25 protein-coding genes are annotated in these 26,740 nt (G+C 38.0%); 7 read left to right on the forward strand and 18 right to left on the reverse strand.

What is annotated here, in order from left to right; all coding sequences use genetic code 11:
* The first annotated feature begins 141 nt into the window (after positions 1-141).
* A complete protein-coding gene (locus tag ACPF64_RS14265; RefSeq protein ID WP_205469143.1) occupies positions 142-711 on the forward strand; it encodes a TetR/AcrR family transcriptional regulator in 570 nt (189 codons plus the stop codon).
* A 139-nt stretch (positions 712-850) separates the two neighbouring features.
* The gene (locus ACPF64_RS14270) at positions 851-1,870 is read left to right on the forward strand and encodes an MBL fold metallo-hydrolase (RefSeq protein WP_426454083.1); all 1,020 of its coding nucleotides are present in this window, start codon (positions 851-853) and stop codon (positions 1,868-1,870) included.
* A 57-nt stretch (positions 1,871-1,927) separates the two neighbouring features.
* On the opposite strand, the gene ACPF64_RS14275 is transcribed toward ACPF64_RS14270, so the two are convergent.
* Positions 1,928-2,296: a hypothetical protein gene (locus tag ACPF64_RS14275; protein ID WP_426456152.1), complete on the reverse strand. Its 369-nt coding sequence runs from the start codon at positions 2,294-2,296 to the stop codon at positions 1,928-1,930.
* 405 nt (positions 2,297-2,701) lie between these two features.
* Here ACPF64_RS14275 and ACPF64_RS14280 point away from each other — a divergent pair, with 405 nt between their 5' ends.
* Both ACPF64_RS14280 and ACPF64_RS14285 read left to right on the forward strand, forming a co-directional pair.
* Complete coding sequence (locus tag ACPF64_RS14280; protein WP_005040253.1) at positions 2,702-3,250, forward strand: RrF2 family transcriptional regulator; 549 nt, start codon at positions 2,702-2,704, stop codon at positions 3,248-3,250.
* A gap of 157 nt (positions 3,251-3,407) precedes the next feature.
* Entirely contained in the window at positions 3,408-4,613 is a 1,206-nt protein-coding gene (locus ACPF64_RS14285) for an NAD(P)/FAD-dependent oxidoreductase (protein WP_426454086.1), read from the forward strand.
* Between the two features lie 86 nt (positions 4,614-4,699).
* Here ACPF64_RS14285 and ACPF64_RS14290 read toward each other — a convergent pair whose 3' ends face one another.
* Both ACPF64_RS14290 and ACPF64_RS14295 read right to left on the reverse strand, forming a co-directional pair.
* Complete coding sequence (locus ACPF64_RS14290; protein WP_426454088.1) at positions 4,700-5,392, reverse strand: type 1 glutamine amidotransferase domain-containing protein; 693 nt, start codon at positions 5,390-5,392, stop codon at positions 4,700-4,702.
* 152 nt (positions 5,393-5,544) lie between these two features.
* Entirely contained in the window at positions 5,545-6,375 is an 831-nt protein-coding gene (locus ACPF64_RS14295) for an alpha/beta fold hydrolase (protein ID WP_426454090.1), read from the reverse strand.
* Between the two features lie 634 nt (positions 6,376-7,009).
* Here ACPF64_RS14295 and ACPF64_RS14300 point away from each other — a divergent pair.
* On the forward strand, positions 7,010-7,330 hold the full coding sequence (locus tag ACPF64_RS14300; protein ID WP_231763214.1) for a pyrimidine/purine nucleoside phosphorylase: 321 nt from the start codon (positions 7,010-7,012) through the stop codon (positions 7,328-7,330).
* Between the two features lie 365 nt (positions 7,331-7,695).
* Positions 7,696-9,306: a bifunctional 3-(3-hydroxy-phenyl)propionate/3-hydroxycinnamic acid hydroxylase gene (locus tag ACPF64_RS14305; RefSeq protein ID WP_426454092.1), complete on the forward strand. Its 1,611-nt coding sequence runs from the start codon at positions 7,696-7,698 to the stop codon at positions 9,304-9,306.
* Positions 9,307-9,343: 37 nt separating this feature from the next.
* On the opposite strand, the gene ACPF64_RS14310 is transcribed toward ACPF64_RS14305, so the two are convergent.
* From ACPF64_RS14310 to hcaE, 9 genes are all read right to left on the reverse strand, one after another.
* Positions 9,344-10,237 (reverse strand): LysR substrate-binding domain-containing protein, encoded by an 894-nt coding sequence (locus ACPF64_RS14310; protein ID WP_209830865.1) that lies wholly within the window; start codon positions 10,235-10,237, stop codon positions 9,344-9,346.
* Position 10,238: 1 nt separating this feature from the next.
* Positions 10,239-11,429, reverse strand: a complete 1,191-nt coding sequence (locus tag ACPF64_RS14315) for an MFS transporter (protein WP_426454095.1) — start codon at positions 11,427-11,429, stop codon at positions 10,239-10,241.
* Positions 11,430-11,598: 169 nt separating this feature from the next.
* The gene (gene mhpT / locus ACPF64_RS14320; RefSeq protein WP_151743718.1) at positions 11,599-12,804 is read right to left on the reverse strand and encodes a 3-(3-hydroxy-phenyl)propionate transporter MhpT; all 1,206 of its coding nucleotides are present in this window, start codon (positions 12,802-12,804) and stop codon (positions 11,599-11,601) included.
* A 408-nt stretch (positions 12,805-13,212) separates the two neighbouring features.
* Positions 13,213-14,433 (reverse strand): 3-phenylpropionate/cinnamic acid dioxygenase ferredoxin--NAD(+) reductase subunit, encoded by a 1,221-nt coding sequence (hcaD, locus tag ACPF64_RS14325; RefSeq protein ID WP_426454097.1) that lies wholly within the window; start codon positions 14,431-14,433, stop codon positions 13,213-13,215.
* Between the two features lie 11 nt (positions 14,434-14,444).
* The gene (locus ACPF64_RS14330) at positions 14,445-15,401 is read right to left on the reverse strand and encodes a 3-carboxyethylcatechol 2,3-dioxygenase (RefSeq protein WP_198079221.1); all 957 of its coding nucleotides are present in this window, start codon (positions 15,399-15,401) and stop codon (positions 14,445-14,447) included.
* Positions 15,402-15,463: 62 nt separating this feature from the next.
* Positions 15,464-16,279: a 3-phenylpropionate-dihydrodiol/cinnamic acid-dihydrodiol dehydrogenase gene (hcaB, locus tag ACPF64_RS14335; RefSeq protein ID WP_426456153.1), complete on the reverse strand. Its 816-nt coding sequence runs from the start codon at positions 16,277-16,279 to the stop codon at positions 15,464-15,466.
* Between the two features lie 2 nt (positions 16,280-16,281).
* A complete protein-coding gene (hcaC, locus tag ACPF64_RS14340) occupies positions 16,282-16,608 on the reverse strand; it encodes a 3-phenylpropionate/cinnamic acid dioxygenase ferredoxin subunit (RefSeq protein ID WP_005046830.1) in 327 nt (108 codons plus the stop codon).
* The gene (gene hcaF / locus ACPF64_RS14345; protein ID WP_045125554.1) at positions 16,608-17,168 is read right to left on the reverse strand and encodes a 3-phenylpropionate/cinnamic acid dioxygenase subunit beta; all 561 of its coding nucleotides are present in this window, start codon (positions 17,166-17,168) and stop codon (positions 16,608-16,610) included. The genes hcaC and hcaF overlap by 1 nt, the downstream gene beginning before the upstream one ends.
* On the reverse strand, positions 17,165-18,568 hold the full coding sequence (gene hcaE / locus ACPF64_RS14350; RefSeq protein ID WP_045431584.1) for a 3-phenylpropionate/cinnamic acid dioxygenase subunit alpha: 1,404 nt from the start codon (positions 18,566-18,568) through the stop codon (positions 17,165-17,167). The genes hcaF and hcaE overlap by 4 nt, the downstream gene beginning before the upstream one ends.
* Positions 18,569-18,832: 264 nt before the next feature.
* On the opposite strand from hcaE, the gene hcaR reads away from it, so the two are divergent.
* On the forward strand, positions 18,833-19,732 hold the full coding sequence (hcaR, locus tag ACPF64_RS14355; RefSeq protein WP_005046827.1) for a DNA-binding transcriptional regulator HcaR: 900 nt from the start codon (positions 18,833-18,835) through the stop codon (positions 19,730-19,732).
* A 116-nt stretch (positions 19,733-19,848) separates the two neighbouring features.
* Here the strand turns inward: hcaR and ACPF64_RS14360 are convergent, their stop codons facing one another.
* The 6 genes from ACPF64_RS14360 to ACPF64_RS14385 all read right to left on the reverse strand — a co-directional run bounded on the left by ACPF64_RS14360 (position 19,849) and on the right by ACPF64_RS14385 (position 26,666).
* On the reverse strand, positions 19,849-20,709 hold the full coding sequence (locus ACPF64_RS14360) for an alpha/beta fold hydrolase (RefSeq protein WP_005046825.1): 861 nt from the start codon (positions 20,707-20,709) through the stop codon (positions 19,849-19,851).
* A 185-nt stretch (positions 20,710-20,894) separates the two neighbouring features.
* Complete coding sequence (locus ACPF64_RS14365) at positions 20,895-22,205, reverse strand: OprD family outer membrane porin (RefSeq protein ID WP_426454102.1); 1,311 nt, start codon at positions 22,203-22,205, stop codon at positions 20,895-20,897.
* A 417-nt stretch (positions 22,206-22,622) separates the two neighbouring features.
* Entirely contained in the window at positions 22,623-23,642 is a 1,020-nt protein-coding gene (gene dmpG, locus ACPF64_RS14370; protein ID WP_416663127.1) for a 4-hydroxy-2-oxovalerate aldolase, read from the reverse strand.
* Between the two features lie 11 nt (positions 23,643-23,653).
* On the reverse strand, positions 23,654-24,559 hold the full coding sequence (locus tag ACPF64_RS14375) for an acetaldehyde dehydrogenase (acetylating) (RefSeq protein WP_005046818.1): 906 nt from the start codon (positions 24,557-24,559) through the stop codon (positions 23,654-23,656).
* Positions 24,560-24,570: 11 nt separating this feature from the next.
* Entirely contained in the window at positions 24,571-25,368 is a 798-nt protein-coding gene (locus ACPF64_RS14380) for a fumarylacetoacetate hydrolase family protein (RefSeq protein ID WP_045431567.1), read from the reverse strand.
* A gap of 503 nt (positions 25,369-25,871) precedes the next feature.
* Positions 25,872-26,666, reverse strand: a complete 795-nt coding sequence (locus ACPF64_RS14385) for a TorF family putative porin (RefSeq protein WP_080027203.1) — start codon at positions 26,664-26,666, stop codon at positions 25,872-25,874.
* Positions 26,667-26,740 lie beyond the last annotated feature (74 nt).

The raw sequence follows: 26,740 nt of genomic DNA on the forward strand, positions 1-26,740 counted from the left end.
AATATAAAATAAATCTATAATCTTTTTAAAATTCTGAGCTTATTGATGTGTTCGTAAATTTCACCTCCTCTACAAAACATTTCTTGCACTCTAGCTATTTTTATGTATGATTGAGTAATCACTCAATTAATATATTTGTGTATGGCTCGTCCTCGTAGTGAAGATAAACGTAATGCAATTTTAAGTGCTGCTATAGAAACATTGGCAGAGCTTGGCGAACGTGCGTCTACCTCAAAAATTGCCAAAGTCGCTGGCGTGGCAGAAGGCACTTTATTTACCTATTTTAGTAGCAAAGAAGAGTTGCTTAATCAGCTCTATCTTTCCCTAAAGGCTGAACTACGTCAGGTCATGATACTCAATTACCCTGATCACTCCGATTTGCAAACACAAATGTCCCATATTTGGCAAAGCTATTTGGACTGGAGTTTAGAAGCTCCACTCAAACGCAAAGTAATGGCACAGCTTTCAACCTCTGAGCAAATTACCGAGCAAAGCAAACAAATTGGTATGCAAACCTTTTGCGATCTGACCCAAAATATTCAAGAACATATTAATAGTGGAACACTACGTGATTACCCACCGTTATTTATTGCTTCAATTTTGGGGGCGCTTGCCGAAGTCACACTGAATTTTATTGCCCAAGACCCTTCTCAAACCGAGCGTTATCGCAAATCAGGTTTTGAAGCATTTTGGCATGCAGTTTCAATATAAATAAAAGATAAGGACCTACGGCGTCCTTATTTTTGAACCAATTAATGAGTGAGTAAATACTCATTTATATAGATATTAATAAGTACTCTTAAAGTTCTTATTTGCACATATAGGTTTATTCCACTAAAGGAAAAACAAGATGACTATTTCAAACACAACAGACTTGCCTTCTCCCTTAATGCCGTCACAACAGCATGATGGCAAATTTAGAAATACACGTCCGAACCAGCACAAGCCTTCTTTTGGAAAATCGCTTCAGTTGATGTGGAAGTTTCTATTTAACAAACCGAAAGACACAGTTCCAAATAAACAAATTCCAGTTTTAAGTTTGTCGAAGGAACAACTTCTTAGTGCGCCTGACCGTTCTCTCTTTCGTCTGGGGCACTCGACCATATTGTTAAAATTGCGCGATGAGTTTTGGCTAACCGACCCTGTTTTTTCGGAGCGTGCATCACCTTTTCAATGGATTGGGCCAAAACGTTTTCACCAACCGCCAATCAGCATTGCCGAACTACCGCCAATTAAAGGCGTGATTTTGTCGCATAACCACTATGACCACTTGGACTACCATGCAGTCATGCAACTTAAAGACAAAGTTGAGCATTTCATAACACCGCTTGGTGTGGGTGATGCCTTAATTAAATGGGGAGTTCGAGCAGAAAAGGTTCAACAACTCGACTGGTGGGACACCACACATATTGATGGTTTAGAACTGGTTGCCACCCCTGCACATCATTTCTCAGGCCGAAGCTTGAGTGACAGTAATGCAACGTTGTGGGCATCGTGGGTAATTATTGATAATGATCTACGTGTATTTTTTAGCGGTGACACGGGATATTTTGATGGCTTTAAAGAAATCGGACATCGATATGGCCCCTTCGATCTTACAATGCTTGAAACTGGCGCTTATGATCATGAATGGCCCGATGTTCACATGCAACCAGAGCAAACTTTGCAAGCGCATCTCGATTTAAGAGGACGTCATTTGTTGCCTGTGCATAACGGTACTTTTGATTTAGCGCTTCATGCGTGGGACGACCCATTTGAACGTATTATCGGTTTGGCTAAGCAAAAAGATTTAGGCATTAGCACACCACAAATGGGTGAAATCCTAAATCTGAATGAGCCAAATGTCGAAAATTATTGGTGGCGTTCGTAGGTTTGAAGAAATTATTTGGAGAGTAAAAGAATGCTTTTGCTCTCCAATCTTTAAATTTTAACTTGTCTTATGTGCCTTCCAAGGAAACTTAATTGTGCACAAAACAAAAACCAGAAATAAAAATTGGGAAATATACATATAGTTGAGCAAGTCTCGGCCCACTTTTAATGTAATCCAAGTGTTGTGAATGACATCACTAAATATAATGAGAAAAGTTAGAATTAAGCCGATACGAGGTTTATAAAATAGAAGAATTGCTGCAAGTGGATCAATAAACGTTAAAGATGTCCAATAAATACAGGTAAATAGTGGTGCATTGTTATAGTCCCAAAACAAACCGTGCATTAGAACTGTTTGTAAATGGTTGAACCCTGCACCGATAAGACAAAGTGCATAAATACATCTAATAATAAATTCAGTTTTCAAAACAACTCTCTTATTCATTCATCATGCTATGTAAAAAAATATTTTTATTCAGATAAAGCTATTCAATATTTTAATTGAAACAATATACATAAATATAATTTAAAAGACTCCATAAATAAATGATAAATGCCTATCCCCTTGCCTCTATCTTACTTATAAGTTGTGAACCAACTCATTAAACATCTATTAGACATTCCTACGCTCAAGAGAATTAAATAAATTTTTTTATAAATTATTAAAATCTTTTTATTTATTAAAACTTAAATTATTCAAATAGATAAATTCATAATTCACACTTTAACAGAGCCTATTAAAAACTAGGACTAACTTTGTCTTAGTTTTATTATTGACTTAAAACACAGACTACATTAGTCTGTGTTTGTAATTGATCAATTATGAAATTAAATGGCTTATATCACTAGTAGCGTCGAGTATGCGATTCACTGTCTTCTTTTTCTTGTGAACAATGAAGATAAACCTTTGAGTAGTAAGGATCTGGCCGAATTACAAGGAGTCTCTCCGAGTTTTATGGCTAAGATTTTTCCTAAACTTGAAAAGGCAGGCCTTGTTGTTGCACAAGAAGGTGTTCGCGGTGGATATTTACTGGCCAAACCGGCTCATGAAATCAGTTTTTTAGATATCGTGAATGCAATCGAAGGTGAAAAACCGCTTTTTGAGTGCCAAGAAGTCCGTGGGAAATGTGCGGTCTTTAATCATGCCCCGCCAGATTGGGCAACTAGTGGTGTGTGTGCAGTGCATGCCGTCATGCTACAGGCCGAAAAAGCCATGCGAGATGCGCTAGGTGCTCATACACTTGGTGATATTGCAGACCGTTTTGGCCGTTATGCACCCGACGTATTTTTTAGTGATGTAAATGGCTGGATCAATGAACGCATCGAAGGAAGAACAGCAAAAATGCGGAAAAACAAAATATCGCGGGATACCCCCGACTAATGAACTGATAGGGCTTCAAACCCTAAGCTAAAACTCCCCTAATCGTTTTAAACGCCTTCTCAGATTTTTCGGACAATCAGAGAAAGGATTCGCTCACCCTAAATTTTGTGATGAGCTGGAATTTGTTGTCCGAAAAATCGATCAAAAGGATAATCAAATGAGTAAGCGTATTATTATTGCAGGTTCTGGCTTTGCTGGTTTATGGGCTGCACTTGCTGCACAAAGAGCAATTCACCTAGCTTCGCAAGAACAAAATATTGAAGTAGTGATGGTTTCCCCTAGCCCGAATGTTGGTATTCGCCCTCGTCTTTATGAAGCTGTACTAGAAAACATGAATCCTGATATTTCAGAGTTATTAAGTGTGGTTGGGGTTAAATTTCTGGCAGGTTGGGTAAATCAAATTGATGTCGACCAACAGAGCATCGAAGTTTCAACCACCGATGGCAACAAACAATCCTTAAACTATGACCGTTTTATTCTGGCAACCGGAAGTACCACTTTTATGCCTCCTATACCGGGCCTTACAGAATATGGCTTTAGCGTAAGTACCCTAGAAGATGCTGAAAAACTAGATCAACATCTTAAAAACTTAGCCAATAAACCTGCAAATGCAGCACGTAATACTGTTGTAGTTGCAGGTGGAGGTTTAACTGGGCTAGAAACTGTGACCGAAATGCCTGAACGTCTACGTAGTATTTTAGGTGAAACTGATGTGCGAGTAGTTTTAGTAGATTCATCTACAGAAATTGGTGCGGCAATGGGTGACCAAGCTGCTGCTGTTATTCGTGAAGCTCTTAGCGAGCTGGGTGTTGAAGGTAAAGCTGGCCTACGAGTTACAGCACTCGATGAATCAGGGGTAACACTTTCTAATGGCGAAAAAATTGAAACAGAAACCGTCATTTGGACTGCTGGCATGCGTGCTAACTCGCTTACCTCTCAAATAACAGGTGAAAAAGACAATTTAGGCCGTTTGATTGGGGATGCTTATTTACATGCACCTGAAGCAAAAAATGTTTTTGTGACTGGCGATACTGTAAAAGTTCCAACCGATGATTTAGGTAATTTTAACGTGATGTCTTGCCAACATGCCATGAGCCTAGGCCGTGTGGCGGGTTACAATGCTGCGGCAGAATTGGTTGATTTACCACTTCATGCATATAGTCAACCGAAGTATGTGACTTGTGTTGATTTAGGCCCTTGGGGCGCTCTTTATAGCGAAGGTTGGGACCGTCAGGTTCAATTTATTCGTGAAGAAGCCAAAAAAATTAAGCAGGAAATTAATACTGTCTGGATTTATCCACCTGCGGCAGACCGTGATGCTGTGTTTGCGATAGCAAATCCTGATTTTGTTATTGTTCCTTAAAGTTAGCTTTTCAAAATAGATCAATCCCCAAAAGTTGTAAGTCATGATTGACTTCTCTTTTGGGGATTATTTTTAATATATAAAACTTAAGTCTTTTCTAAAGCTTCTATAATTTCTAAAGCAGTTTTTTTAGCAGAAAATGGATTTTGGCCTGTAATTAAATTTCCGTCTTGAACCACATGTGGTGCAAATGGAATTAAAGCCTTTTCATAGTCTGCGCCATACTCTTTTGCTAACTCTTCGGCATTGTAAGGCACCTTTTTTGCTACCCCTGCTAAAATTTCTTCACTCCATGCAAAGCCAGTTAACTTCTTCCCTTCTATAAGCCGTTTACCATTGGAAAGCCTTACATTAAGTAAGCCACAGTAGCCATGGCAAACACTCGATACAATACCGCCTTTTTCATAAATATTTTTGGTGATTTCTTGAAGTTCAGGATTATCTAAAAAGTCCCACATTACCCCATGACCACCCGTGTAATAGATCACGTCATAATCTTGCCATTGAATATCTGACGGTTTATGTGTATTGGCCAGCAAGGTCATAAATGCCTGATCATCTTCTCTCGCTTTTACCGATTTATCGGCAACCAACGCACCCAATGACTTTGGTTCAATAGGTGTTTTTCCGCCATTCGGGCTCACAATATCCTGAATATACCCTTGCTTTTCAAACTCATCATAGGCGTGGGTAAGTTCACCTAACCATAGACCTGTGGGTTCATCTACATCTTTATAACGTGAAACATTGGTCACGACATGTAATATGCGTTTAGACATCTTTTCACCTCATTTTTGATATTTATAATTCTGTTCATTGATTTATCAAAGCATAGAAACCTGTTACTGAAAGTGTGTGCTTAGTAAAGTTATGAACTAAAAAAGAGGCATTCACCATGCCTCTTTTCAAAATCTGATGTCTTTATTTTTAATTATTCACGGATAAAGGCTAATAAATCGGCATTAATAATTTCATGGTTCACCGTTAACATGCCATGCGAAAAACCTGGGTAGATTTTAAGTTGGCTATTTTGAAGCAACTCTGCCGATTTCACCCCAGAGGTTTTATAAGGCACAATCTGGTCATCATCACCATGCAAGACTAAAACAGGAATGGTGATTTTCTTTAAATCTTCGGTAAAGTCAGTCTGCGAGAACGCCACAATACCATCGTAATGCGCTTTTGCACTGCCTGTCATACCCTGACGCCACCAGTTGGAAATTATCCCATCAGATGGTTTCGCATCTGGTCGGTTAAAACCATAGAACGGCCCAGATGGAAGGTCACGGAAAAATTGCGCACGGTTTGTGAGAACCTGATTTTGTAAGTCATCAAAAACTTCTTTTGGTAAACCTTCGGGATTATTTTCAGTTTGAACCATCAATGGTGGTACTGCGCTGACAAGCACAGCTTTTGCAACATTTCCTTCACCATGACGAGCGATATAGTGAACCACTTCGCCGCCGCCTGTTGAGTGACCAATATGAATTGCATTTTTAATGTTGAGATGTTTAACCACCTCTGCAACATCGTCTGCATAGTGGTCCATATCATGACCATCCCACACCTGACTAGAACGACCATGTCCCCGTCTATCATGAGCTACAACACGATAACCGTGTCCCAAAAAGAAAAGTAGTTGTGTGTCCCAATCATCTGAACTTAAAGGCCAACCGTGATGAAAAAATAAAACTTGGGCATCTTGTGGTCCCCAATCTTTATAGAAAATGTCTACGCCATCTTTTGTGGTTACATATCCCATCTTTGTTCTCCTGCTGAAAATCTGCTTATAGATTAGTTATTAAGGTTTGAATATTTATATCAAGCTTAAAGTTAACTTTAAGGCCAATCATCTTAATCGTCTTTTAAAAATAAAATTTATATGAAGACTCTAATTAACTTTGTATCTTTTTAATCTTTAATTGTTTTTATTTTATTTCTTTTTAATTTCAAAGATTTTACATACCAAAATTAAAGCCTTGAATTTCAAGTTAACTTCAACCTTATAGTTTCTAAAAAAGTTCAACTAAAAAAACGATGGACCTTTAACAAAGTTGCTAAATGAACTAGGTGCCTCGACTAGATGTCGTTGAAGATGCTCAGGTAGTAAATCTACCAACCAGACTTTAGTCATCAGTTTATTTTGCGTGCAATTGCCTTATTTAGATTACCTTTTGCTCAAGACCCTAAAGGTATTTCATAGATTAGAAAGCCCTCACCTTGGGCTTTTTATTTTTGAATCATTTAATTGATATTTACTAATTTCTCGTTAGTGATCTACTTGAGAGAAAAGTTACTTTTATTGCTTACCTAAAATGTAATTTTATAGCTTGAAGATTCAGAGGAACTTTTATTATTATCTTAATAATATTTAGTACAATAAAGAGATACAAAAAATGCCAAATCAATTTGATTCTGTTTCTATAACAAAAAAAGCGAATGTCTACTATGAGGGGCATTCTATTAGTCATGTAATTGAACTAGCTGATGGAACAAAAAAGACTCTAGGAGTTATTCTTCCATCAGATAAGGCTTTAACATTTAAAACTCATGTGCCAGAGCGCATCGAAATTATTTCTGGGAAATGCACTGTTCAAATTGGCGATGAACCAGAAGCTACAATTTATTCTAGCGGTGAATCTTTTAAAGTTCCTGAAAATAGTAAATTTAAAATTATGACAAATGAAGTGATTGATTATGTCTGCCATTTAGAGTGATTTGTGACAGAAATACTATTTTCCATCATGGCAACTTATTTGGCACTGTATAACTGTTACTCATTATAAAATTTTATAATATTTGTATTTTAGTAAGACAAACCATTGATAATAAAAGTTTTATTATTTTTATAATGAATAAATTTTTAGCTCTAAAAGCGACATCCTTCAATTATAATTTAAAACAATGATTGGATTTAAAAAAACTATTGCAAGAATATAAAAACTCTTTTAAATACAATATATTAAAAAAAATTAAATATACATCCTGCTTTTTAAAATTCAATTATTAAACTATTGATTAAATTCAACCTTCTTTCAAGTTTGATATTAATAAGAAAACTTGATAGTAAGGGATATTTACTGTGAATCAAACTCAACATCACACCACGGAAGTTGCAATTTTAGGGGCAGGACCTGTTGGATTAACAATTGCAAATTACTTAAGTAAGCAAGGTGTACAAGTTACTGTTATTGAACAATTAGATCAGCTTATTGATTATCCAAGAGCCATTGGTATTGATGATGAATCATTAAGAACAATCCAATCTTTAGGATTAATTAAACAAGTTTTACCCCATACCACCCCAAATCATGCAATGCGCTTTTTAACTCCTAAAGGACGTTGCTTTGCAGATATCCAACCCATGACTCGCGAATTTGGTTGGCCACGTCGTAATGCATTTATCCAACCTCAAGTTGACCGTGTTTTACTCGAAGGTTTAACTTTATACCCAACAACACAGGTATTTTTTTCGCGCCACTTAAATAGTTTTACTCAAGACAAAGAACATGTAACTTTAAACCTCACTACAAAAGACAAAAAACAAGAAATTATTCAAGCACAGTACCTTATTGCTTGTGACGGCGGAAATTCATTTGTACGTCGTAATCTGAACATTAATTTTGAAGGAAAAACAGCACCTAACCAATGGATTGTTATTGATCTTGCAAACGATCCATTAGCTACCCCTCATGTATATTTATGTTGTGATCCAGTTCGTCCTTACGTATCAGCAGCTTTACCACATGGCATCCGACGTTTTGAATTTATGGTAATGCCGGGAGAGACCCAAGAAGAATTGAGTAAACCTGAGAACATTAATCGTCTATTAGGAAAAGTTTTACCTCATACCGATAATATTGAAGTCATACGCCAACGTGTATATACACATAATGCACGTATTGCAGATCGTTTCCGCGTAGACCGTATTTTATTGGCAGGCGATGCTGCACATATTATGCCTGTGTGGCAGGGCCAAGGTTACAATAGTGGTATGCGTGATGCATTTAATCTTGCTTGGAAAATGGCTTTGGTCATTAAAAAAGTGGCAAGCCCTGAAATTCTTGATAGCTATCAACTAGAAAGGAAAGACCACGCGCAAGCAATGATTAATTTATCCGTTCTAGCGGGTCATGTACTTGCCCCACCGAAAAAATGGCAAGGTGTTGTTCGCGATAGTATTTCTTATGCATTGAACTACATACAACCCATAAAACGCTATTTACTAGAAATGCGTTTCAAGCCAATGCCAAAATATAATGAGGGAATATTGGCACCATTTTCAGGAAAAAATACACCAGTTGGAAAGATGTTCATACAGCCTCATGTCCAGTTTGGAAATAAAGACAAAATTTTATTAGATGATGTCATTGGAAATAACTTTGCCATTCTCGCTTGGGGAGTCAATCCAACTTGGGGCATCTCACCCAATATTATGAAAAAATGGATTAAATTAGGCATTAAATTTATTCAAGTCGTCCCTAACGTGCAATTAGATGCACCCAATCAAACTTCTAATGCAGATTTCATTACAATCGGTGATGCAGATAGTGAAATCCGCACTTGGTTTGGTCAAACAAATCAATCTATGGTGATATTACGACCTGACCGTTTTATAGCAGGTCTTGCTATTCCCCAAACAGTGAATAGTATAAGTGAAGAACTTTTTGAAAAAATGCATTTAATTAACTAAAGTTTTTTAAGCCATTCTTTTGAATGGCTTTTTTATATTAACTAAAGTCCAGATAAAATTGTTTTTTAAGTACATCTAAAATCAAATCTATAGCTTTATTAACGTGATCTTTTCGATAAGAAACATATAAACCTATCATCGGTAATGGTTCTATCGTCTTTTTAACTATAATTTTATCTCCTAATAGAGGAATCACATACTGTGGTACCAAGCTCCAACCAATTTCCATTCCGACTAAATTAACGTTAAGTAAGATATTAGTTGAGTGCTGTACAACAGCGACGTTAAGCTTAGTTTTTTTAAAGAAGTTATGAATAATTCGATAAAGTTCTGGCGACGACTCTTCATTGCAAATTACAAAATCATGTTGTTCAAAACTTTTTATACTAATGCGTTCCTGCTGAGCCTCTGGCGAATTTTTGGGAATAATTAAGGTAAGTGGCTCTTGAAATACCTGAATCGAAACCAGTTCATCTGAATCAGTTCCATAGCGAGTAAAAGCGATATCTATTTCGCCTTTTCTAAGCGCTACTAGTTGTTCATCATCCGTAAGGCTATGAAAATCAATTGTTAATTCTGGGAAATGTGCTCTTATATTGGGCATGATATAGGGGAAGATTTTCATTTCTGCCGCTGGAACAAAACCAATATTTAATTGTTCTTGTTCAACTTTAGCAGTTTGTTGAGCCAAACTAATTGCTTTCTCTGTATGTTCTAAAATGATTAGAGCTTCTTTAAAAAAGACTTCTCCTGCTTTGGTCAGTTCAACTTTTCGCTTACTTCGTATAAAAAGCTGAACTCCTACCTCTTCTTCTAAATCTTTAATCTGCTGACTAAGAGAAGGTTGCACCGTATGCATACGCATTGCTGCCTTAGTAAAATTCAGCTCTTCAGCAACCGCAACAAAATAGCGTAAGTGACGTAATTCCATGTCATATCCTAATTATTGTCTTTCCATCTTTATTACATATCCAACGATATAAAACTAAAGTCATTATCGTAAGGAATGCACACAACTGATAAGTTTTCTCATAGCCTATTTGGGCAATAATTAATCCTACCAAAACTGAACCAATCGCCATTCCGAAATCAAATAAAGTAAAAAAGGTTGAAACAGCATGCCCTATTCTCTTTTTCTCAACCGATTGTATTGCCATGGTTTGAAAAATAGGGAAAAGGGATCCGTATCCCATTCCTATGAGTACTGCCGCCAACCAATAGCCCCACTGTGTTTGCATCCAACTAATTAAAAATAAGCCTATTGAAAAAAGGATAAATGAAGGGTAAACCACGGAATTAGCCCCTCTTTTATCATAAGAATAACCTACCCAAGGGCGCACTATAATCATTGATATGGCAAATATAATAAAAAATATGCTGGTCGCCGCTAATAAGCCTTTTGTTTCACTATAGACACTAATAAAGCTCATAATGCTTGAATAAGACATTGCAGTAAATAAAGCAATAACGCCGATAGACATCACCCTTTTTTCAAAGATATCGTCAAATGTAATACTCCGCTTTGCAGAGATGATCTCCTTATCTTTTAAGGAAGAAACGGGAATAAGAAAACAAAAAATTAAACCTAAACAAACAATGAATGCTAAAAAGGCAAATAAATTATAAAAACTGGTGTACCGTATCGTAGCTAATGCAATCATTGGCCCAAAAACAATAGCCAGATTCGTAGACATTACGAAATATCCCATACCCTCGCCCTTTCTATGCTCAGGTATAAAATCATTCACTATAGGCACTATTACTGTCGTCAAAATGCTAAACCAGATCCCATGCACACAACGAATAAGCAATAAAAGCCATAACTGATTTGCCCATAGATAACTTAATGCCAGAAGTGCAAATAATAATGCCGAACCTCGTAAGGCATATTTTTTACCTAACCGATCAATAATTAAGCCAGAAAAAGGACGAGTGATAATAGATGAAACCAAAAATAAGGTTAACGCCAAACCAGCCTGACTGACTGAACCGGATAATTCTTTTAAAATATATAGTGGCAATATTGTGAGTAATGCATAGTAATAAATGAATAAAAAAAGATTGTTCAATACACACAGAATAAATGAACGATTCCAAAGCTTTTCCTTGGTAACTGAATACATTTTTCTTACTCAATATAGATGATTAGTAAAACCGTAATTCGACTCATATGCTCGATATAGTTATGAACTTACTAAAACATTCGGATGATCAAATTTGAAATTTCACTCAAATAATGCCAAATATGAAAAAAGCTCCTAAATATGAGCTTTTTTCATTGTGGTATTCAGATTATTGTGCCTGATGTAATTTGCGAATCACCAAAAGCATCAGTAATGCTGAAATGATAATTCCAGGGATGGCAGCAGAAATTACGCCTGTAGCACCGCTTCCCATTGCGAGTAATTGTCCAGCAATCGCAGGTCCTAACATTGCACCAATACGCCCAACCGCTGCAGCACTGCCTACACCCGTTGCCCGAATCTCTGTTGGATATACAATGCTACCGAATGCATATAAAACGCCTTGCCCACCAATTGTAAATGTTCCCATTAATGCTGCGGCTGCATACATTGCAGTAAGACTACCGGCTCCATTTAAACTAAATAAACCAGCTAAAATACCTATGTACATCAATATAATGACATAAGCTTTATTCCATCGATCAATCAAAATACCCAAAACAACCGTGCCTAGTGCAGCGCCCATTTGGAAAAAGACTTGAGCTAAACTACCCTGTTGACGAGAGAATCCCAACTCCATAAAGAGAGATGGCAACCAACTCAACATGATGTATACAACCATCAAGGTAAAAAAATAGCTTGCCCAAAGTAATAGTGTCTGCCCTGCATAGTTATTTCTAAATAGATTTTTAAAAGAGCTTTCTATGCGTGTAATAGATTTATCCTGAAATCTAGTTTGTAAAAACTCCCGTGACTCTGGTAAAAATTTGATCATAAGTGGAAGTACAAGAAGAGGAACGATTCCACCAACATAAAAAATTGTTTGCCAATGTCCACTTACATCGTAGGCTGCCAGTAATGACACCAATATGGCTCCTATTGGCATACCACAATACATCAAACCGACAGCACGCCCACGATTTTCGCTAGAAACAGCTTCTGAAACTAGAGCAATTAAATTTGGCATTGCAGCCCCTAATCCAGCTCCTGCTAAAAAACGTACTAACAGCAACATATAGAAACTATTCACCCAAACGGTACAAAGGGTAAATACTGCAAAAATAGCGACAGCCCCGATTAACACCATCTTACGGCCAATGCGGTCTGCATAACGTCCACCAATTAATGCACCGGGTAATAACCCCAATATTCCGACACTAAAAAAAATACCGAGTTGAGAGCTATCCAGACCAAAAGATTCTCGAATACCTACAGCAGCGATACCTGCTGCCTGAATATCAATCCCTTCAATCACAGCAATTAAAAAACAAATGACGATCGTAATAATAGAGTGCTTATTTCCTGCACGGTCCATAGAAAAATCCTTTTCTACTAGTTTAAAAAATCATTCACCATCATTTCTTAACTGCTTTTATTTCTAAATTAGCCTTAAGTTCTATAGTTTCATAAAAAAATTAAAAAACATTTACTACATTTCAATCAAATACTTTAGTCTTATAGAAACAACCTATAATAAAATTAAAATAAACATATATTTCAATTATTTACATATTGGTAATGAAATTTAAAATCCAAAAAACATATTAATCACTCAACAAAAATAAAATCTATTAATAGCTAAAAATTATAATGAAGTTCAAATTAAGTATTAATAATATCCACTCATGAAAAATATTTATGATTAACCATAAAAAAAACCGCCATATAATCATGACGGTTTTTATTTTCAATATTAAATAAGCTTTTAGTATAACAATCCTAATTAAATTAATTTGCGTAATTCAATAGACACATCTAGCAACTTTTCTTTATCAAAGGTGCTAGAACTAGAAACCAATTTTTTTAAATGCCTAACATCACGCGCCTGATTGACTGCAATACCCGCTACAACGATACCTTGGTCTAACCCAAATAAGGTAAATCCAACATTTTTGTCTTCTTGCGGATTCATATTGCCTCGTATATGCCATTCTTTTGCAGACATATCGCCAACGAATTGAAAATTAATATCATATTGATCTGTCCAGAACCATGATGGATTAGCTTTAGGTTGCGCTAATCCCATGACATGACGAGCAAAAGTGCCTGCTTGATTATTGGCATTTTCCCAAGTTTCAATACGGGCATAATTACCATCTGCACGCAACTGAGTTGCTACATCACCAGCAGCATAAATATCTGGATTCGAAGTTTGGCAGTTTTCATTCACTTTAATGGCAAAGTCGACGTCTAAACCAGCATCTATGGCCAATTGAGCATTCGGTACAATCCCAATGCCATAAACAACAGCGTCGGCAATCAGCTCTTCACCACTTTCCAATATTACGACTATTTCTTCCCCACGTAAGGTGACATTGGCAATTTGCACATTTAAGTGAATATCTACCCCTCGATTGCGGTGTTCATCAAGTAAAAATTGGCTAATAATTGCTGGTGAACGTCCCATAATCATTGGGCTTTGTTCAATTAAGGTTACCTGACAATCTTTAAAACGAGCACTTGATGCTAATTCAAGACCAATAACTCCACCGCCTACAAGCAAAATGCGCTTCCCTGCTTGAAAGACTGGAACCAAGGCTTGTGAATCCTCCAAATTTCGCAGGGTATAAACATGTTTACCGACTGCATCTAAAATTGGAAGACGACGAGGAGCCCCACCTGTCGCGAGTAATAACTTGTCATAGTGAATACTTTCACCATTTTTCAAAATCACTTGATATTGTTCAGGCTCAATGCGTACAACCGCATTGCCTTGAATAGCTTCGACACCTAAATCTTTCAATTTTTGTTGTGACAAAATTTCAATTTTGGTCTGTTCAGGCCTTAAAATCATATCTTTAGATAAAGGAGGACGCTCATAAGGCAGATGTGATTCATCTCCAATCAAAATGATTTTACCGTCGTATTTATTATTACGTAGTTCCAGAATAGCACTTGCACCTGCCTGTCCAGCACCGATGATGACAATAGTTTGAATATTCATCGTTTTATCCTTTATTTCAGCTCGGCAGATACAATGCCAAAACCAGCAATCCATTCACTGATAGGTTCATAGCAATGTAAGGTCATCTCATAATCGCCAACAGCTTCTAATGCCGCAAAAGCAGCCATCCATGTACGAACTTCTTGCCCACCACGTCCACCTTCACGGCGAATTTCATCTTCAGTCATATTTTCAAGCGCAGCAAAGTCTGCATTTTTGAATTTTTCCAATAACTGTTCGTCCCACTCTGGATTAAGTGGAACAGATACGCTCTTGTCACCTGCTGCCAAACGCTGTCCCACTGAAATGATTTTGGCCTGACGTGTATTACGAGCTTCAATAGTTGGGTTACGCCCAGCAATGAGAAACTCTTCAACTTCTGGGGGTGCAGAGCCCATTTGAGGGGTTGGTGGATCGTGTGAAAGTCCACCTGTACCCAAAATCAATATACGTTCATTTTCTAGATTAATTGAGTTGATGAAAGCCCCAACCGCTCGTCCTAAAGCAATCGTTCGTTTTGTCGTAGGCATTGGCGCAGCAGCACCATTAATAAATATTGGAATGGTTGGATAACGATTAAGTTGACCATCACATAAAAAATGCAGCGGTTGGGTTACGCCATGATCCGCTTGCATACGATATGAATATGCAACATCCACACCTTCATCAAGTACACGTCGAATTAAACCCAATGCTGTATTTTCTGGCACATTGAGTTCCCCCGGACCATAATTCCAATCACCTGCCGCCGTCGCACGTACCCCCACGCAGAAACTCGGCATCAGGTCATAAAAGAAGCCGTTAAAATGATCTGGCCCAAAAGCAATAATTAAAGTTGGGTCGTATGCTTTGACCTCGGCTGCCAGTTTTTCAAAAGTATGACGCACCGTTTGTTCTTGTTGTTTTTCTGCCGGAGACGCAAATTCCATTAGCGGGCTATGAGAAGCACAAATAAGTTTAACAGTCATGATTAGCTCCGAAATAAGACAGTTTTTAGCTGTCTTATTAGTCCATTAATATCGGATTAAAATTAAGCATCAAAAAAACCAGCGTTCGCTTGGCGTAAGCCACGAATACCCAAACCACAGTCAGCATTTATAAAAACGCCAGATAATGGACGGTTATTTTGACGTGATGCAAGCAATACATAAGAACCAGTCATGTCTTCTGGTTCTGGTAAGAATCTCAATGGCATACCTTGCCCAATTTTTTGGGGATCGCGTGCATCAAGTAATCCTAGATTTTCCTGCCCAAGGGATGCGGCACCTTTCACATTGACATTCATGCCTGATGGAGCAACTGCATTCACACGCACTTTCGGTGCCAGCTCATAGGCCAGTTCACGCACCAAACCCACACCAGCATGTTTTGATGCGGTATAAATTGGACCACCACCAGATGAATAAAACGCTGAGTTAGATAAGGTAAAAATCATCGAGCCTTCAGTTTTGAGTAACTCATCTAAAGCTGCTTTTGCACCAAGTAAATAACCTTTCGTGTTAATACTCATGATTTCATCAAAGGCTTTATCTAACTGTTCGCCACTCATGTTAACAATGTCGGCATAATGATCCCAAATACCAGCGTTACCAATAAAACAGTCCAGTTTTCCAAAACGTTCTACTGTAGCCTGCACAGCACGAACGTTATCCGGAAAATTAGCCACATCTCCATTAATCGCCACAATTTTGTCACCATAGCGTGCAATCAATTCATCTACTTTTGACTGTGAACGTTGCAATACACCAACATGTGCACCCTCTTGTAAAAAGCGCTCAACCAACGCAAGCCCTAGTCCCGAACCACCACCAGTAATCAGCGCAACTTCACCCTCTAACCATCCCATCATTACGCTCCTGCCATTTCGACATAAAGTGCACCATCTTCAATCACGACTGAGAATGTCTGAATCGGATCAGTCGCTGGTACACATTGTGGTACGCCAGTTTTCAAACAAAAACGTGATGCATGAAGTGGACATTCAACCGTGCCATCATCTTCCAAGTAACCTTCTGACATAGAAGCATTACCATGACTGCATTTATCATTCATGGCAAAAAACTCACCATTGAAATTGAACACTGCAAGTGCAGCAATATCACCTACATTACAATCTACTTTCAGCGCTTCGCCTTCATCCAACTCATCAATCTGACAAACGAAAATCTTATTCATTAGAAAAACACCGTAATATTGTGAGAAATCAAAGTCGCTTGATCGAGGGTGATATCGCGTTTAGCAATTTTCCAACCTAAACTACTGCTATCATCTTTTCGGATCAGATCAACTCGTTTACCAACATAGGTCAATACGTCTTTTTCTTTTTGCGAGCGATAAAGCAAATAATTACTAAAAACTTGATATTCATTTGCTTGCGCAGTTGCTTCGACCCGAATATTAGTAATCAAGTGACGAGTACGTGATGGCGGTTCTTCGGACCACGACATTCCTGTTTCTAATTTTGCTACGCGACGCTCTAGTACAAATTTGTCATCGTGATAAATCCATGTTGATGGTGGTGCAATACATTTACGACGATCACGTGTTTGCGCATTTGTCGTCGTTTTTAGCGTATATAAAATATCTTCGCTTAAGATGTCCAACCAATCTCGGAATTTCCAATCATCTAACAACTGTGCTTCTGCATATAGAAACTGACTAATGTCGTGGTGAAGTTCCAATCCAATAGAACGCCATACTGGCTGTGGTTTTAATGAGTCAATGATCTGGTTCATTTCACAAGCTCCTTCTCATCCTTTTTAGCCGCTTTTTTCAAAAGCTCTTGCTCATAAGCCTCATCTGCCCGTTGTACGTCTTCCCATTTTTCATGCATCAACAGGTTTGCCCAATGACGATACATGCCACGTGCAGCTGTTTCAGAAAAAACATGGTTAGTAATACCTGGAATACCATCTTCACGGTATTTTTCATTGCCAAGGCCCATTTCCATAATGAGTTTGCTTTTTCGCGCTTTATAACCACGTAACACTTTCTGGATCTCAATCCAGTTTTCACCATCATCTGCTTCAGCAAAACCAGCTGGGCCAAATGCTCGGCAAGCATTCAACTCCATCGCTTCTTTGATGTGCTGCGGCGCTGCTTTGTCCGTGATACAGAAAGCCCAAACTTCGGTTTTATCTGGTCCACGTGGATGCCAGATGCGCATCGTCGTCATACCATTCAGCCAAGACAAAGTTGGGAACATGGTGTTATGTCCAGCCAAGCGTAAAGCACGAGTGTCACCTAAACGCTCTTTTGTTTCTTCATAGGTTTCACGGAAGTAATCTGCTACTTGACCATCAACCCAGAAATTAGCATCTGGTTTTTCGGTCAGAAAGAAACCTGAACCATGGCCACGTTGACCATATTGCACACAGCTTTCTGCTGTTTCCCAAACTGGACGTGCCGTTTGTGCTGTTCCTAATGCTTTAGAAGCATCATCATTTGGTTTACCACCTAAAACTTGTACTGCAGAGGCATGCGAGTACGGCGCGTGGTATTGATCAGAAGCAAACTGTTCTGCTGCAAATTTCCAGTTGCAGTTAATTTCCCATTTATGAATGCCACCAATGACTTCCGAACCACCTTCACGGCGGTCAATCATTGCATCGAGATACCAAGCAATATCACCCATATAATCAAGTAATTCGGGTGTGTCATCTGCCCAACAACCAAAGACCAAACCTTTATAGCTTGCAACACGAGGAACCTCTTGCAACCCCCATTGTTCTTTACAAGCCCCATGTGGAAAAGCGATACCTTCCAATGGAATATCTTTAAGAGAACCGTCAATACCATAGGACCAGCCATGATATGGGCAGGTAAACGCACGCGTATTACCACAGTCAGCATAGCTAACCCGCATAGAACGGTGACGACATTGATTTAATAATGCTTTAATAGAACCGTCTTTTTGACGCGTAACAATAATTGGGTCCTCACCCATATACGTATTGAAAAAGTCGCCTGATTTTGGAATCTGGCTTTCGTGACAAAGAAATAACCAACAACGTCCAAAAACACGCTCTAACTCTAGTTCGTATAATTGTGGATCTGTATAGATAGTTGGCGAGATACGTCCATTTTGTGCATCGACTAAAGCATCGATTTCACACACTTCAATTTTTCCATTCATGAGAAGCACTCCTGCTGCCGCCAAAAACGCACAACATAAAATTCAATTTGAATGGATAATGATTTTTTAACTGTTTTAAGTGAAATATTTTATTTGTTTCAAATTAGACTTTTTATGAATTATTCATTATAGATTTTAAATATTAAAATTAAGTTCGACTGATACTGATCAGTGGTTTTATAAACGGATTTATGGTTTTCAAGCATTTAGCATATTTTATTAACTATCCAACGTTAATAATAGGATTTTGGGATCACAACTGATATGGAATTACGTCATTTACGCTACTTTGTAATGGTGGCTGAAGAACTCAACTTTAGTAAAGCTGCACTTCGCCTCTACACAGCTCAACCATCATTAAGTCAACAAATTAAAGACCTTGAGGATGAGGTTGGCGTTACATTACTACATCGCACTAAACGTAAGGTTGAACTCACTGAAGAAGGTAGTGTATTTCTTGAACAAGCCCGTCTGACTTTAGCTCAGGCGGACAAAGCAATTGCAATGGCTCGTCAAGTTTCAAAATTTAAAAAACAACAACTGACCATTGGTTTTGTTCCAGTAGTAGAAATGAAAGTTTTCCCGTGTGTTCTTCCGAGTTTACGCATACAAAATCCAAACTTAAAAATTGAATTACGGAGCATGAATAATACCGAACAAATGGAAGCCTTAAAGAAAGGTGAAATTGACATCGCCTTTATGAGAGATAACTTAAATAACGATGAGATTCAGAGTCAGTTTGTATTACGTGAACCTCTAATGCTATTGCTTCCCCGAGATCACCCACTTGCTCAGTACGAGCGTATTCCAGTGAAGCTTTTAAATAATATTGATTTTATTATCCCATCGTCAGAACAGTCATCGATTTTACATAATACAATTCTTAATTTTGCTGAACTTCATAAAATTAAATTTAATATTGTGCAAACTGCTCATAATATTTTATTTAATATTAATTCAATAGGAATGGGATTAGGTTGTGGGATCTTGCCTAGCTATATAGAGCCGCTTACTTTAAATAATATTGTCACTAGACCCCTTGATGTCGATCTACCTTTTTTAGATTTATTTGTAAGCTATCGCAAAGACGCAGAATCTTCTGGAGTTAAAGAATTCATGGATTTATTAAGTAAAGTTTTTTACTTAAATATTAACCAGATCTAACTTATCTTATTTAATACAAAAGTCTAAGATAAAATGACGAGGCTCAGCAAAAAAACAAAATTTTTAATTTAAATACAGGAAGAATAATAATTTATCCTTCCTGTATTTTTTATATTTTATTTAACATCGTGTACTGCTAAATATTGTTTAATAATCTGGTTAAATTCTTGTGCTCTTTCAACTTGTGACCAATGACCACATTGACTAAAAATATGAGCATCAGCATAAGGTACAATATTCAAAATATCCCATGTACGAGATACAGGAATAACTACATCTTGCACACCATGAATGAGTAGTACAGGAACTTGAATCTCTTTCATCTTTTCAAAATCAAGCGGGAATTCAAAGCGGTCACGGTCTCGTGCACCAACAACATCCATCAATCGATCTGATGCGTAGTCATTTTTTGCTGAGTCAAAACGAACTTTAACCAATTCATCTGTGACTAAAGACTTATCGACCACAAACATTTCTAAAGTTTTACGGATACCAGCTTCTGTCAATTCAGGATTAGCATGTGCTTTAAGTGCTGCCGTCTGCTTAGCACCACCCGTTCCCATTGATACAATACCCAGTACACGCTCTGGGTAATCCAATATAAACTGGAATGCTAACCAACCACCTAAAGAATTACCTACTAACCAGGTTTTTTCAATTCCTAAAGCATCTAATACACGGACTGCATGATCTACCCATGCACGGATACCGTAAGCAGTCCCTTCTGCAACAACAGTTTGTCCATAACCAATCGAATCAATAGCAATACAGCGTGCCTGCTCAGCAATTTGTGGTAAGTTCAACCACCAGTTTGCTGCTGCTGAAACACCAGTACCCGAACCATGTAAAAATAAAATTGGAGTACCTTCTCCAAGCTCATGATAATGAGTAAGCTCGCCTGCTGCTGTTTCAATCCATTTGTCTTCCAAACCAAAAAATGGATCTGTTTTATATTCGGGGATTTGTACTGTGCCCATGTCATTCCTCTTACAATTTATACAGCTCAACTCAAGATTAAGCTGCTTTTAGTAGGCCAAATTTTAAATGTTTTACTCACCCATCTTACCTGTTCACAGCGCCTAAACTGATACTTGTTTACGATGAGGTGATACAAAAAAAATATTAATAACCATTTGTTATTTAAATAAATATTTAAAAGTATTTAAAATTTATAGGTGTATGTCGTTGCAATACGATGTTCCTGCAAATCGCTTGCTTGGCCTGCAATATTGTCGAAGTTCACATCGATATACATCCACTGAAAACCCAAGCCTTTTAACTTCCCTTCTGGCACTACGTAATTCAGAATAAAGTTGAATTCATCTTCTTTGCCTTTGCCTGTTAATGCACTTAATTCATAAGCTGAATCAATGCCCCAGCCATGCCAATATTTTGCAGTGGTTTTTAAACCTTTAATGCCAAGATCACTAAAATCATAGCTATAAGCTACACCCACCGATTTCTCATCTTTACGGATAAAGCTCGCAACTGACCAGTTATCCAAATAAGGCTGAGGTACCCAACCTGCGAGGGATGGGAAATATGGTGCGCCAGTTGCTGCACTCGGGTTGCTACCATGGTCACCAAACATTTGCTGATAAGATAAACCTACGCTGTGTGAGCCATAAGTTAAGGTTGAGCCTATAGACAATGCCTGATTATCAATATCACCATAAAAGGCATCTCCCGACTCTGCATTGTCGAAAAAACGTATGTGTGAATCGACTTTTAACTTGTCATAATTGTTTTTATAGTTCACACCCAAGTAATTTTGACGATAGATATTCGTCACATCGCCATAAAAATAACTTGCAGACCAGTTGTTATTTAATTGGTAATCTATACCCGCAACATACATCCCATCAGTTTTAACATCATTATTTAATGCTTTAGGCCATAGACCAAAATCCATTGGCTGATTTTCATAACGGGCATTGATACTATCCAAATAACCTAACGTTAATTTGGTGTTTTTAATATCTTTTGATTCTAGCCATACCCCATTATAAGTGGTCAATAATTGACGTGATGGATCAAAATGAATTACTGGTGTTACAGGTAAAATTTCACCAATTCGTAATTCAGTTTGGCTGATTTTCGCTTTAAGAGTTGCTCCTATTTTTCCAAACTGGCGCTCTTGTTTTCCTGTGCCTGTACCAGAAATCCCACTGTACGGCAGAACCCAATCGGCATTACGGTCACGGCCATCCAGACGCACAGCGTACTGTGCTAACACATCAACACCGAGTTGTAACGCCCCAAACTCTGCATAGCCCGATTTTGCATCCAGTGTCACAGCTTGCGACCAACTCCCCCAGTTTTTTGCTGGGGTGTCATCATACTGACGATCTAAATAGAAGTTTTTAAATTTAAGCTGAACCTGACTATCTTCAACAAAGCCAGCATATGTGCCAGTAGCCCCTATTGTTGCTATTGCGCAAGCCATTGCGATCCATAACGTTTGACGACGCATTGCGTACTTCCTTTCAATCAATCCATGAAACCAAGCCCTATCATGCTCAACTCTATTTTTATGAAAAATTCGACTAGAGTATTAAGATATTTTTCTTTTTAAACTCAATGCTTTAAAAAAATGTTACTTTTCCAGTAATGAGGATTTTTAACAGATCACTAAAAACGATTAATCACCTCCTAAAAACCATAATAAGTATTTGTTATATATCTATTTTTTATTAAAATAGCTTTATTTTAATTCGCTATTTTTAATTTTCTAATCGTTTTTTTATTTAAATAGAAACTCATCCAATCAAAAATGATGTCTATCCATTTATAGAAAATAACGCTTATATCCAAGTTATTTCATCTAGATCAAATCAGTAGATGTAAAAAAGCACTCTCGTAGAGTGCTCTTTTTCATTTTAAAAAAAACTTATGCGCTCATTACTTTCGCTTTTGACATGGTCAAGGCAAGATCTTCAATCATATCCTCCTGTCCCCCAACCGTACCACGGCGACCAAGCTCTAATAAAATTTCACGTGCAGAGACGCCATATTTAGCTTCGGCACGTTTTGCAAACAACAAGAAAGATGAATATACACCTGCATAACCTAACGTTGCTGCATCACGATCGGCACGAATTGGGTTTAGCATCATTGGAATCACAAGATCTTCTGCAATATCCTGTACTTTAAACAAGTCTACGCCTGTTTCTATTTGCATACGATTTGCAACTGCAATAAATAACTCAAGCGGCGTATTGCCTGCTCCAGCTCCTAGACCAGCTGCCGCCAAGTCGACCCGAATTGCACCAGCTTCAACCGCAGCAACGGTATTGGCAACGCCCATACCCAAGTTATGATGACCATGGAAACCTAACTCAATACTGCTATCAAGTTCTTGACGAAGCAACCCAACCCGATCGGTAACATCTTGTGGCAACATGTACCCAGCAGAGTCAGTGACATAAATACAGTTAGCGCCGTAAGACACCATTTTTTTTGCTTCTTCTAGCAAATGTTGTGGCGATGCCATATGTGCCAACATTAGAAAGCCAACTGTGTCCATTCCCAATTTTCGTGCAGCAGTAATATGCTGTTCAGACACGTCTGCTTCTGTACAGTGTGTTGCAACACGAATGGTTGAAACACCAATCTCATGTGCCATTTTTAAATGGTCAACTGTTCCAATGCCAGGCAATAACAACGCTGACACTTTGGCATTTTTCATGCGTGGCACAACAGCAGATAAATACTCTTCATCTGTTGCAGCAGCGAAACCGTAATTAACGGAACTCCCACCTAAGCCATCACCATGAGTCACTTCAATTAATGGCACACCCGCTTCGTCTAACGCGGTTGAAATGGCAATCATTTGCTCAACTGTAGTTTGATGACGTTGTGGATGCATACCATCACGTAACGTCATATCATGCACAATAATCTTAGACATACGGTTTCTCCTTAAACAACTTCAGCTTTTTGATTAGATAAAACGCGTTCTGCAAACATTTCTGCAGTACGCGCAGCTGCCGCAGTCATAATGTCAAGATTACCTGCATATTTCGGTAAATAATCGCCTAGGCCTTCTACTTCAAGAAACATAGAAACACGATTGCCATCAAATACAGGTCCATTCACCAGTTTGTAGCCGGGTACGTACTTTTGTACCTCTTTGATCATGGCATTGACTGATTCCGTAATTGCAACTTGGTCAGGCTCTCCTTCAACTAAACAATGAACAGTGTCACGCATCATTAGTGGTGGTTCAGCCGGGTTAATAATAATGATGGCTTTACCTTGTTTGGCACCGCCAACTTTTTCAATTGCTCCAGCAGTTGTACGGGTAAATTCATCAATATTTTTACGCGTACCTGGGCCAACCGATTTAGTCGAAACCGTTGCAATGATTTCAGCATAGCTAACCGTTTGTACCCGTGAAATTGCCGCGACCATTGGAATAGTTGCTTGCCCACCACAGGTCACCATATTTACATTGGGTACTTCACCTGCATCTAATAAAGCTTCCAAATTCACTGGCGGCACACAAAATGGACCAATTGCCGCAGGAGTCAAATCAATCATTAACACCCCAAGCTCATTGAGCTTGCGACTGTTCTCTGCATGTACATATGCTGAAGTTGCATCAAAAGCAATTTTGATATCATCTTCAAGTACATGAGGTAATAAACCATCAACGCCTTCAGCCGTGGTTTTTAAACCCATTGTTGCAGCACGAGCTAAGCCTTCAGAAGTAGGATCAATTCCAACCATCCATACTGGCTCCAAAACTTCACTACGCTGCAATTTATACAGCAAATCTGTTCCAATATTTCCTGGACCAATTAAGGCACATTTTATCTTTTTCATTTCCTTATCCTTTATTCAGCAGCAAAGCATGCAACAACTGAATTGAAGCCTTCAATTTCAACTTTAAACTCATCCCCAGGATGAGCCACCACCATTGGACCCAATGCCCCAGTCAGGACAATATCTCCTGCTTGTAATGGACGTCCGCGTCGTACCATTTCATCAGCTAACCAAACTGCTGCATTCAATGGATTAGCTAAACAAGCTTTACCAACACCTTGTGAAACGACCTCATCACCACGAGTCATAATCATTTTGCAGTTAACTAAATCAAGTTGATTAAGCTGTACTGGACGTGAACCCAACACAAAAGCTGCACTTGATGCATTGTCAGCAACCGTGTCAATCAATGAGATTTTCCAGTTCTCAATGCGACTATCGACTATTTCAATAGCTGGTAAGGCATAGTCAGTTGCACTAATAATGTCTGCATATGTATGTCGGGCTTGGGTTAAATCCTTTTTGAGTACGAGCGCAATTTCAGCTTCAACTTTTGGCTGAATCAACTTACCCGCTGGAATGAGTTCACCATCGCCATATGCCATATCAGCAAATAACATCCCAAAGTCAGGTTGATCTACGCCAAGTTGGGCTTGTACCACTTTAGAAGTGAGGCCAATTTTTCGACCTACTAAACGGCGCCCTTCCGAGAGTGCACGTACAGTATTGATTTCCTGTACTGCATAAGCGATATCCACATTTGCCTGTTCACCACCGAGCTCAGTACGAATAGGAATAATCGCAGTTTGTGATAGTTCAGCTTGTCTTAAGGCAAAAGCAACTGAATCAACAACAGCAGAATTCGACATCAATATTTCCTTAAACTGCAAAATTGAACGTATACTGCGTTACTGAAGGTATAAAAACGGAATACGAAGTTCAGGCAAAGTTAGACACAACAAATCCCTTGTATTTTCCGAGACAGCTACCTACTGGAACGTGTACATAAAACAGTTTAAGAATGGAAAAATCCCCGTCTAAATGCCAATACTTATTTTGTTTCATATAATAGTTTTTATTTATAATCAGCCCACAAATGCCTTTGAATATTAATATTAAGTATCCATAATAATTTTATTAATCAATATTTTTTTAGAGATTAGAAAAATACTAATATTTTAGTTTTTCAATTATATATATTACTCTAGATAATTTCACGTTTAGACATTATTAATGATACTCAGGTAGTTCTTCATTTACCTACCTTAAATTAATTTAAAAAAAATAAATAGAAAATCGTTTTTAACTACGTTTGAAAGTTTACAGATACATTTCAAGCGTAGTTAATCAGACCATTATTGATAAGTTTAACTTAGAAAACTTTTTTTACAGACACTGTAAATGTTGAGTCAATCGGATTTGAAATAGGTGCATCTGGCTCACCATTACTATACTTCTTATAGAACCCATTTTTATCCCAAGCTTTGGTGTAAGCTAATCCTGTATTCCAACCATCGCCTAAATCCTTGATAAGCTCAACCTTAACATCCTGAAAATTAGCTTCCGAGAAATTTTTAATTCTTTCATAGCCATAATGAGCACCAAAAGTCCAAGTTTCATTTATTGGCTGTGTAAAAGTTAAATCCAGATATGTTGTTCCTCTTGAACGTTTACCCTCAGGGCCGCCCATCGTCTTGGAGTTATAACCCGCGTAATCTGGGGTGTAGGTAATGAAATATTTAAGTGTTAAAGGTCCATAACCAATTTGAGGCACAATTTCGCCATAGTTATAACTGGTACTACCCGTTTCAGGCGTGCTTTCAGCTCCCGGATAATAGTAATAAAAAACCGTCATTCCAGCCGAAAACTTATCAAAAGTTTTTATATAACCTGCATAAAAATCCCACTCAACTGAAGCATCTCTAAGATAGTTAGAACTTACATTCGATGCCCAAGTACCCACAAATAATCCATTTGGATTTGCATAATCTAAACCAATCTGTAAAGCTGGCTTACCCCATGTTTGCTGGAAACCACGTGATATATATTGACTCGCGAAGGTTACATTTGCACTGTATGGAGAAATTTGTTCTTGTTCATTTAATTGTTCAGCATGTACAACACCAGTAGACATAATGAGAGAAGCTAGTCCTAAAATTTTTCTCATTCAATAATTCCTTTTACATATTACCTATAGGTTTAAAGTTTTAAAATAACATGAAAATTCAATTTTAATCGTAT

The organism is Acinetobacter sp. KB005 (genome assembly GCF_049949095.1).
GTDB lineage: Bacteria > Pseudomonadota > Gammaproteobacteria > Pseudomonadales > Moraxellaceae > Acinetobacter > Acinetobacter calcoaceticus.

What these genes read in the sequence shown, in the direction of transcription:
- ACPF64_RS14365 (WP_426454102.1), bottom strand. Translation starts at nt 22,205, where the DNA reads ATGCGTCGTCAAACGTTATGGATCGCAATGGCTTGCGCAATAGCAACA.
- ACPF64_RS14360 (WP_005046825.1), bottom strand. Translation starts at nt 20,709, where the DNA reads ATGGGCACAGTACAAATCCCCGAATATAAAACAGATCCATTTTTTGGT.
- hcaD (WP_426454097.1), bottom strand. Translation starts at nt 14,433, where the DNA reads ATGAATATTCAAACTATTGTCATCATCGGTGCTGGACAGGCAGGTGCA.
- ACPF64_RS14375 (WP_005046818.1), bottom strand. Translation starts at nt 24,559, where the DNA reads ATGAAAAAGATAAAATGTGCCTTAATTGGTCCAGGAAATATTGGAACA.
- ACPF64_RS14270 (WP_426454083.1), top strand. Translation starts at nt 851, where the DNA reads ATGACTATTTCAAACACAACAGACTTGCCTTCTCCCTTAATGCCGTCA.
- ACPF64_RS14285 (WP_426454086.1), top strand. Translation starts at nt 3,408, where the DNA reads ATGAGTAAGCGTATTATTATTGCAGGTTCTGGCTTTGCTGGTTTATGG.
- hcaB (WP_426456153.1), bottom strand. Translation starts at nt 16,279, where the DNA reads ATGGGATGGTTAGAGGGTGAAGTTGCGCTGATTACTGGTGGTGGTTCG.
- ACPF64_RS14290 (WP_426454088.1), bottom strand. Translation starts at nt 5,392, where the DNA reads ATGTCTAAACGCATATTACATGTCGTGACCAATGTTTCACGTTATAAA.
- hcaE (WP_045431584.1), bottom strand. Translation starts at nt 18,568, where the DNA reads ATGAATGGAAAAATTGAAGTGTGTGAAATCGATGCTTTAGTCGATGCA.
- ACPF64_RS14315 (WP_426454095.1), bottom strand. Translation starts at nt 11,429, where the DNA reads ATGTATTCAGTTACCAAGGAAAAGCTTTGGAATCGTTCATTTATTCTG.
- ACPF64_RS14385 (WP_080027203.1), bottom strand. Translation starts at nt 26,666, where the DNA reads ATGAGAAAAATTTTAGGACTAGCTTCTCTCATTATGTCTACTGGTGTT.
- ACPF64_RS14265 (WP_205469143.1), top strand. Translation starts at nt 142, where the DNA reads ATGGCTCGTCCTCGTAGTGAAGATAAACGTAATGCAATTTTAAGTGCT.
- hcaR (WP_005046827.1), top strand. Translation starts at nt 18,833, where the DNA reads ATGGAATTACGTCATTTACGCTACTTTGTAATGGTGGCTGAAGAACTC.
- ACPF64_RS14280 (WP_005040253.1), top strand. Translation starts at nt 2,702, where the DNA reads ATGGCTTATATCACTAGTAGCGTCGAGTATGCGATTCACTGTCTTCTT.
- ACPF64_RS14300 (WP_231763214.1), top strand. Translation starts at nt 7,010, where the DNA reads ATGCCAAATCAATTTGATTCTGTTTCTATAACAAAAAAAGCGAATGTC.
- ACPF64_RS14295 (WP_426454090.1), bottom strand. Translation starts at nt 6,375, where the DNA reads ATGGGATATGTAACCACAAAAGATGGCGTAGACATTTTCTATAAAGAT.
- hcaF (WP_045125554.1), bottom strand. Translation starts at nt 17,168, where the DNA reads ATGAACCAGATCATTGACTCATTAAAACCACAGCCAGTATGGCGTTCT.
- ACPF64_RS14330 (WP_198079221.1), bottom strand. Translation starts at nt 15,401, where the DNA reads ATGACTGTTAAACTTATTTGTGCTTCTCATAGCCCGCTAATGGAATTT.
- dmpG (WP_416663127.1), bottom strand. Translation starts at nt 23,642, where the DNA reads ATGTCTAAGATTATTGTGCATGATATGACGTTACGTGATGGTATGCAT.
- hcaC (WP_005046830.1), bottom strand. Translation starts at nt 16,608, where the DNA reads ATGAATAAGATTTTCGTTTGTCAGATTGATGAGTTGGATGAAGGCGAA.
- ACPF64_RS14380 (WP_045431567.1), bottom strand. Translation starts at nt 25,368, where the DNA reads ATGTCGAATTCTGCTGTTGTTGATTCAGTTGCTTTTGCCTTAAGACAA.
- mhpT (WP_151743718.1), bottom strand. Translation starts at nt 12,804, where the DNA reads ATGGACCGTGCAGGAAATAAGCACTCTATTATTACGATCGTCATTTGT.
- ACPF64_RS14310 (WP_209830865.1), bottom strand. Translation starts at nt 10,237, where the DNA reads ATGGAATTACGTCACTTACGCTATTTTGTTGCGGTTGCTGAAGAGCTG.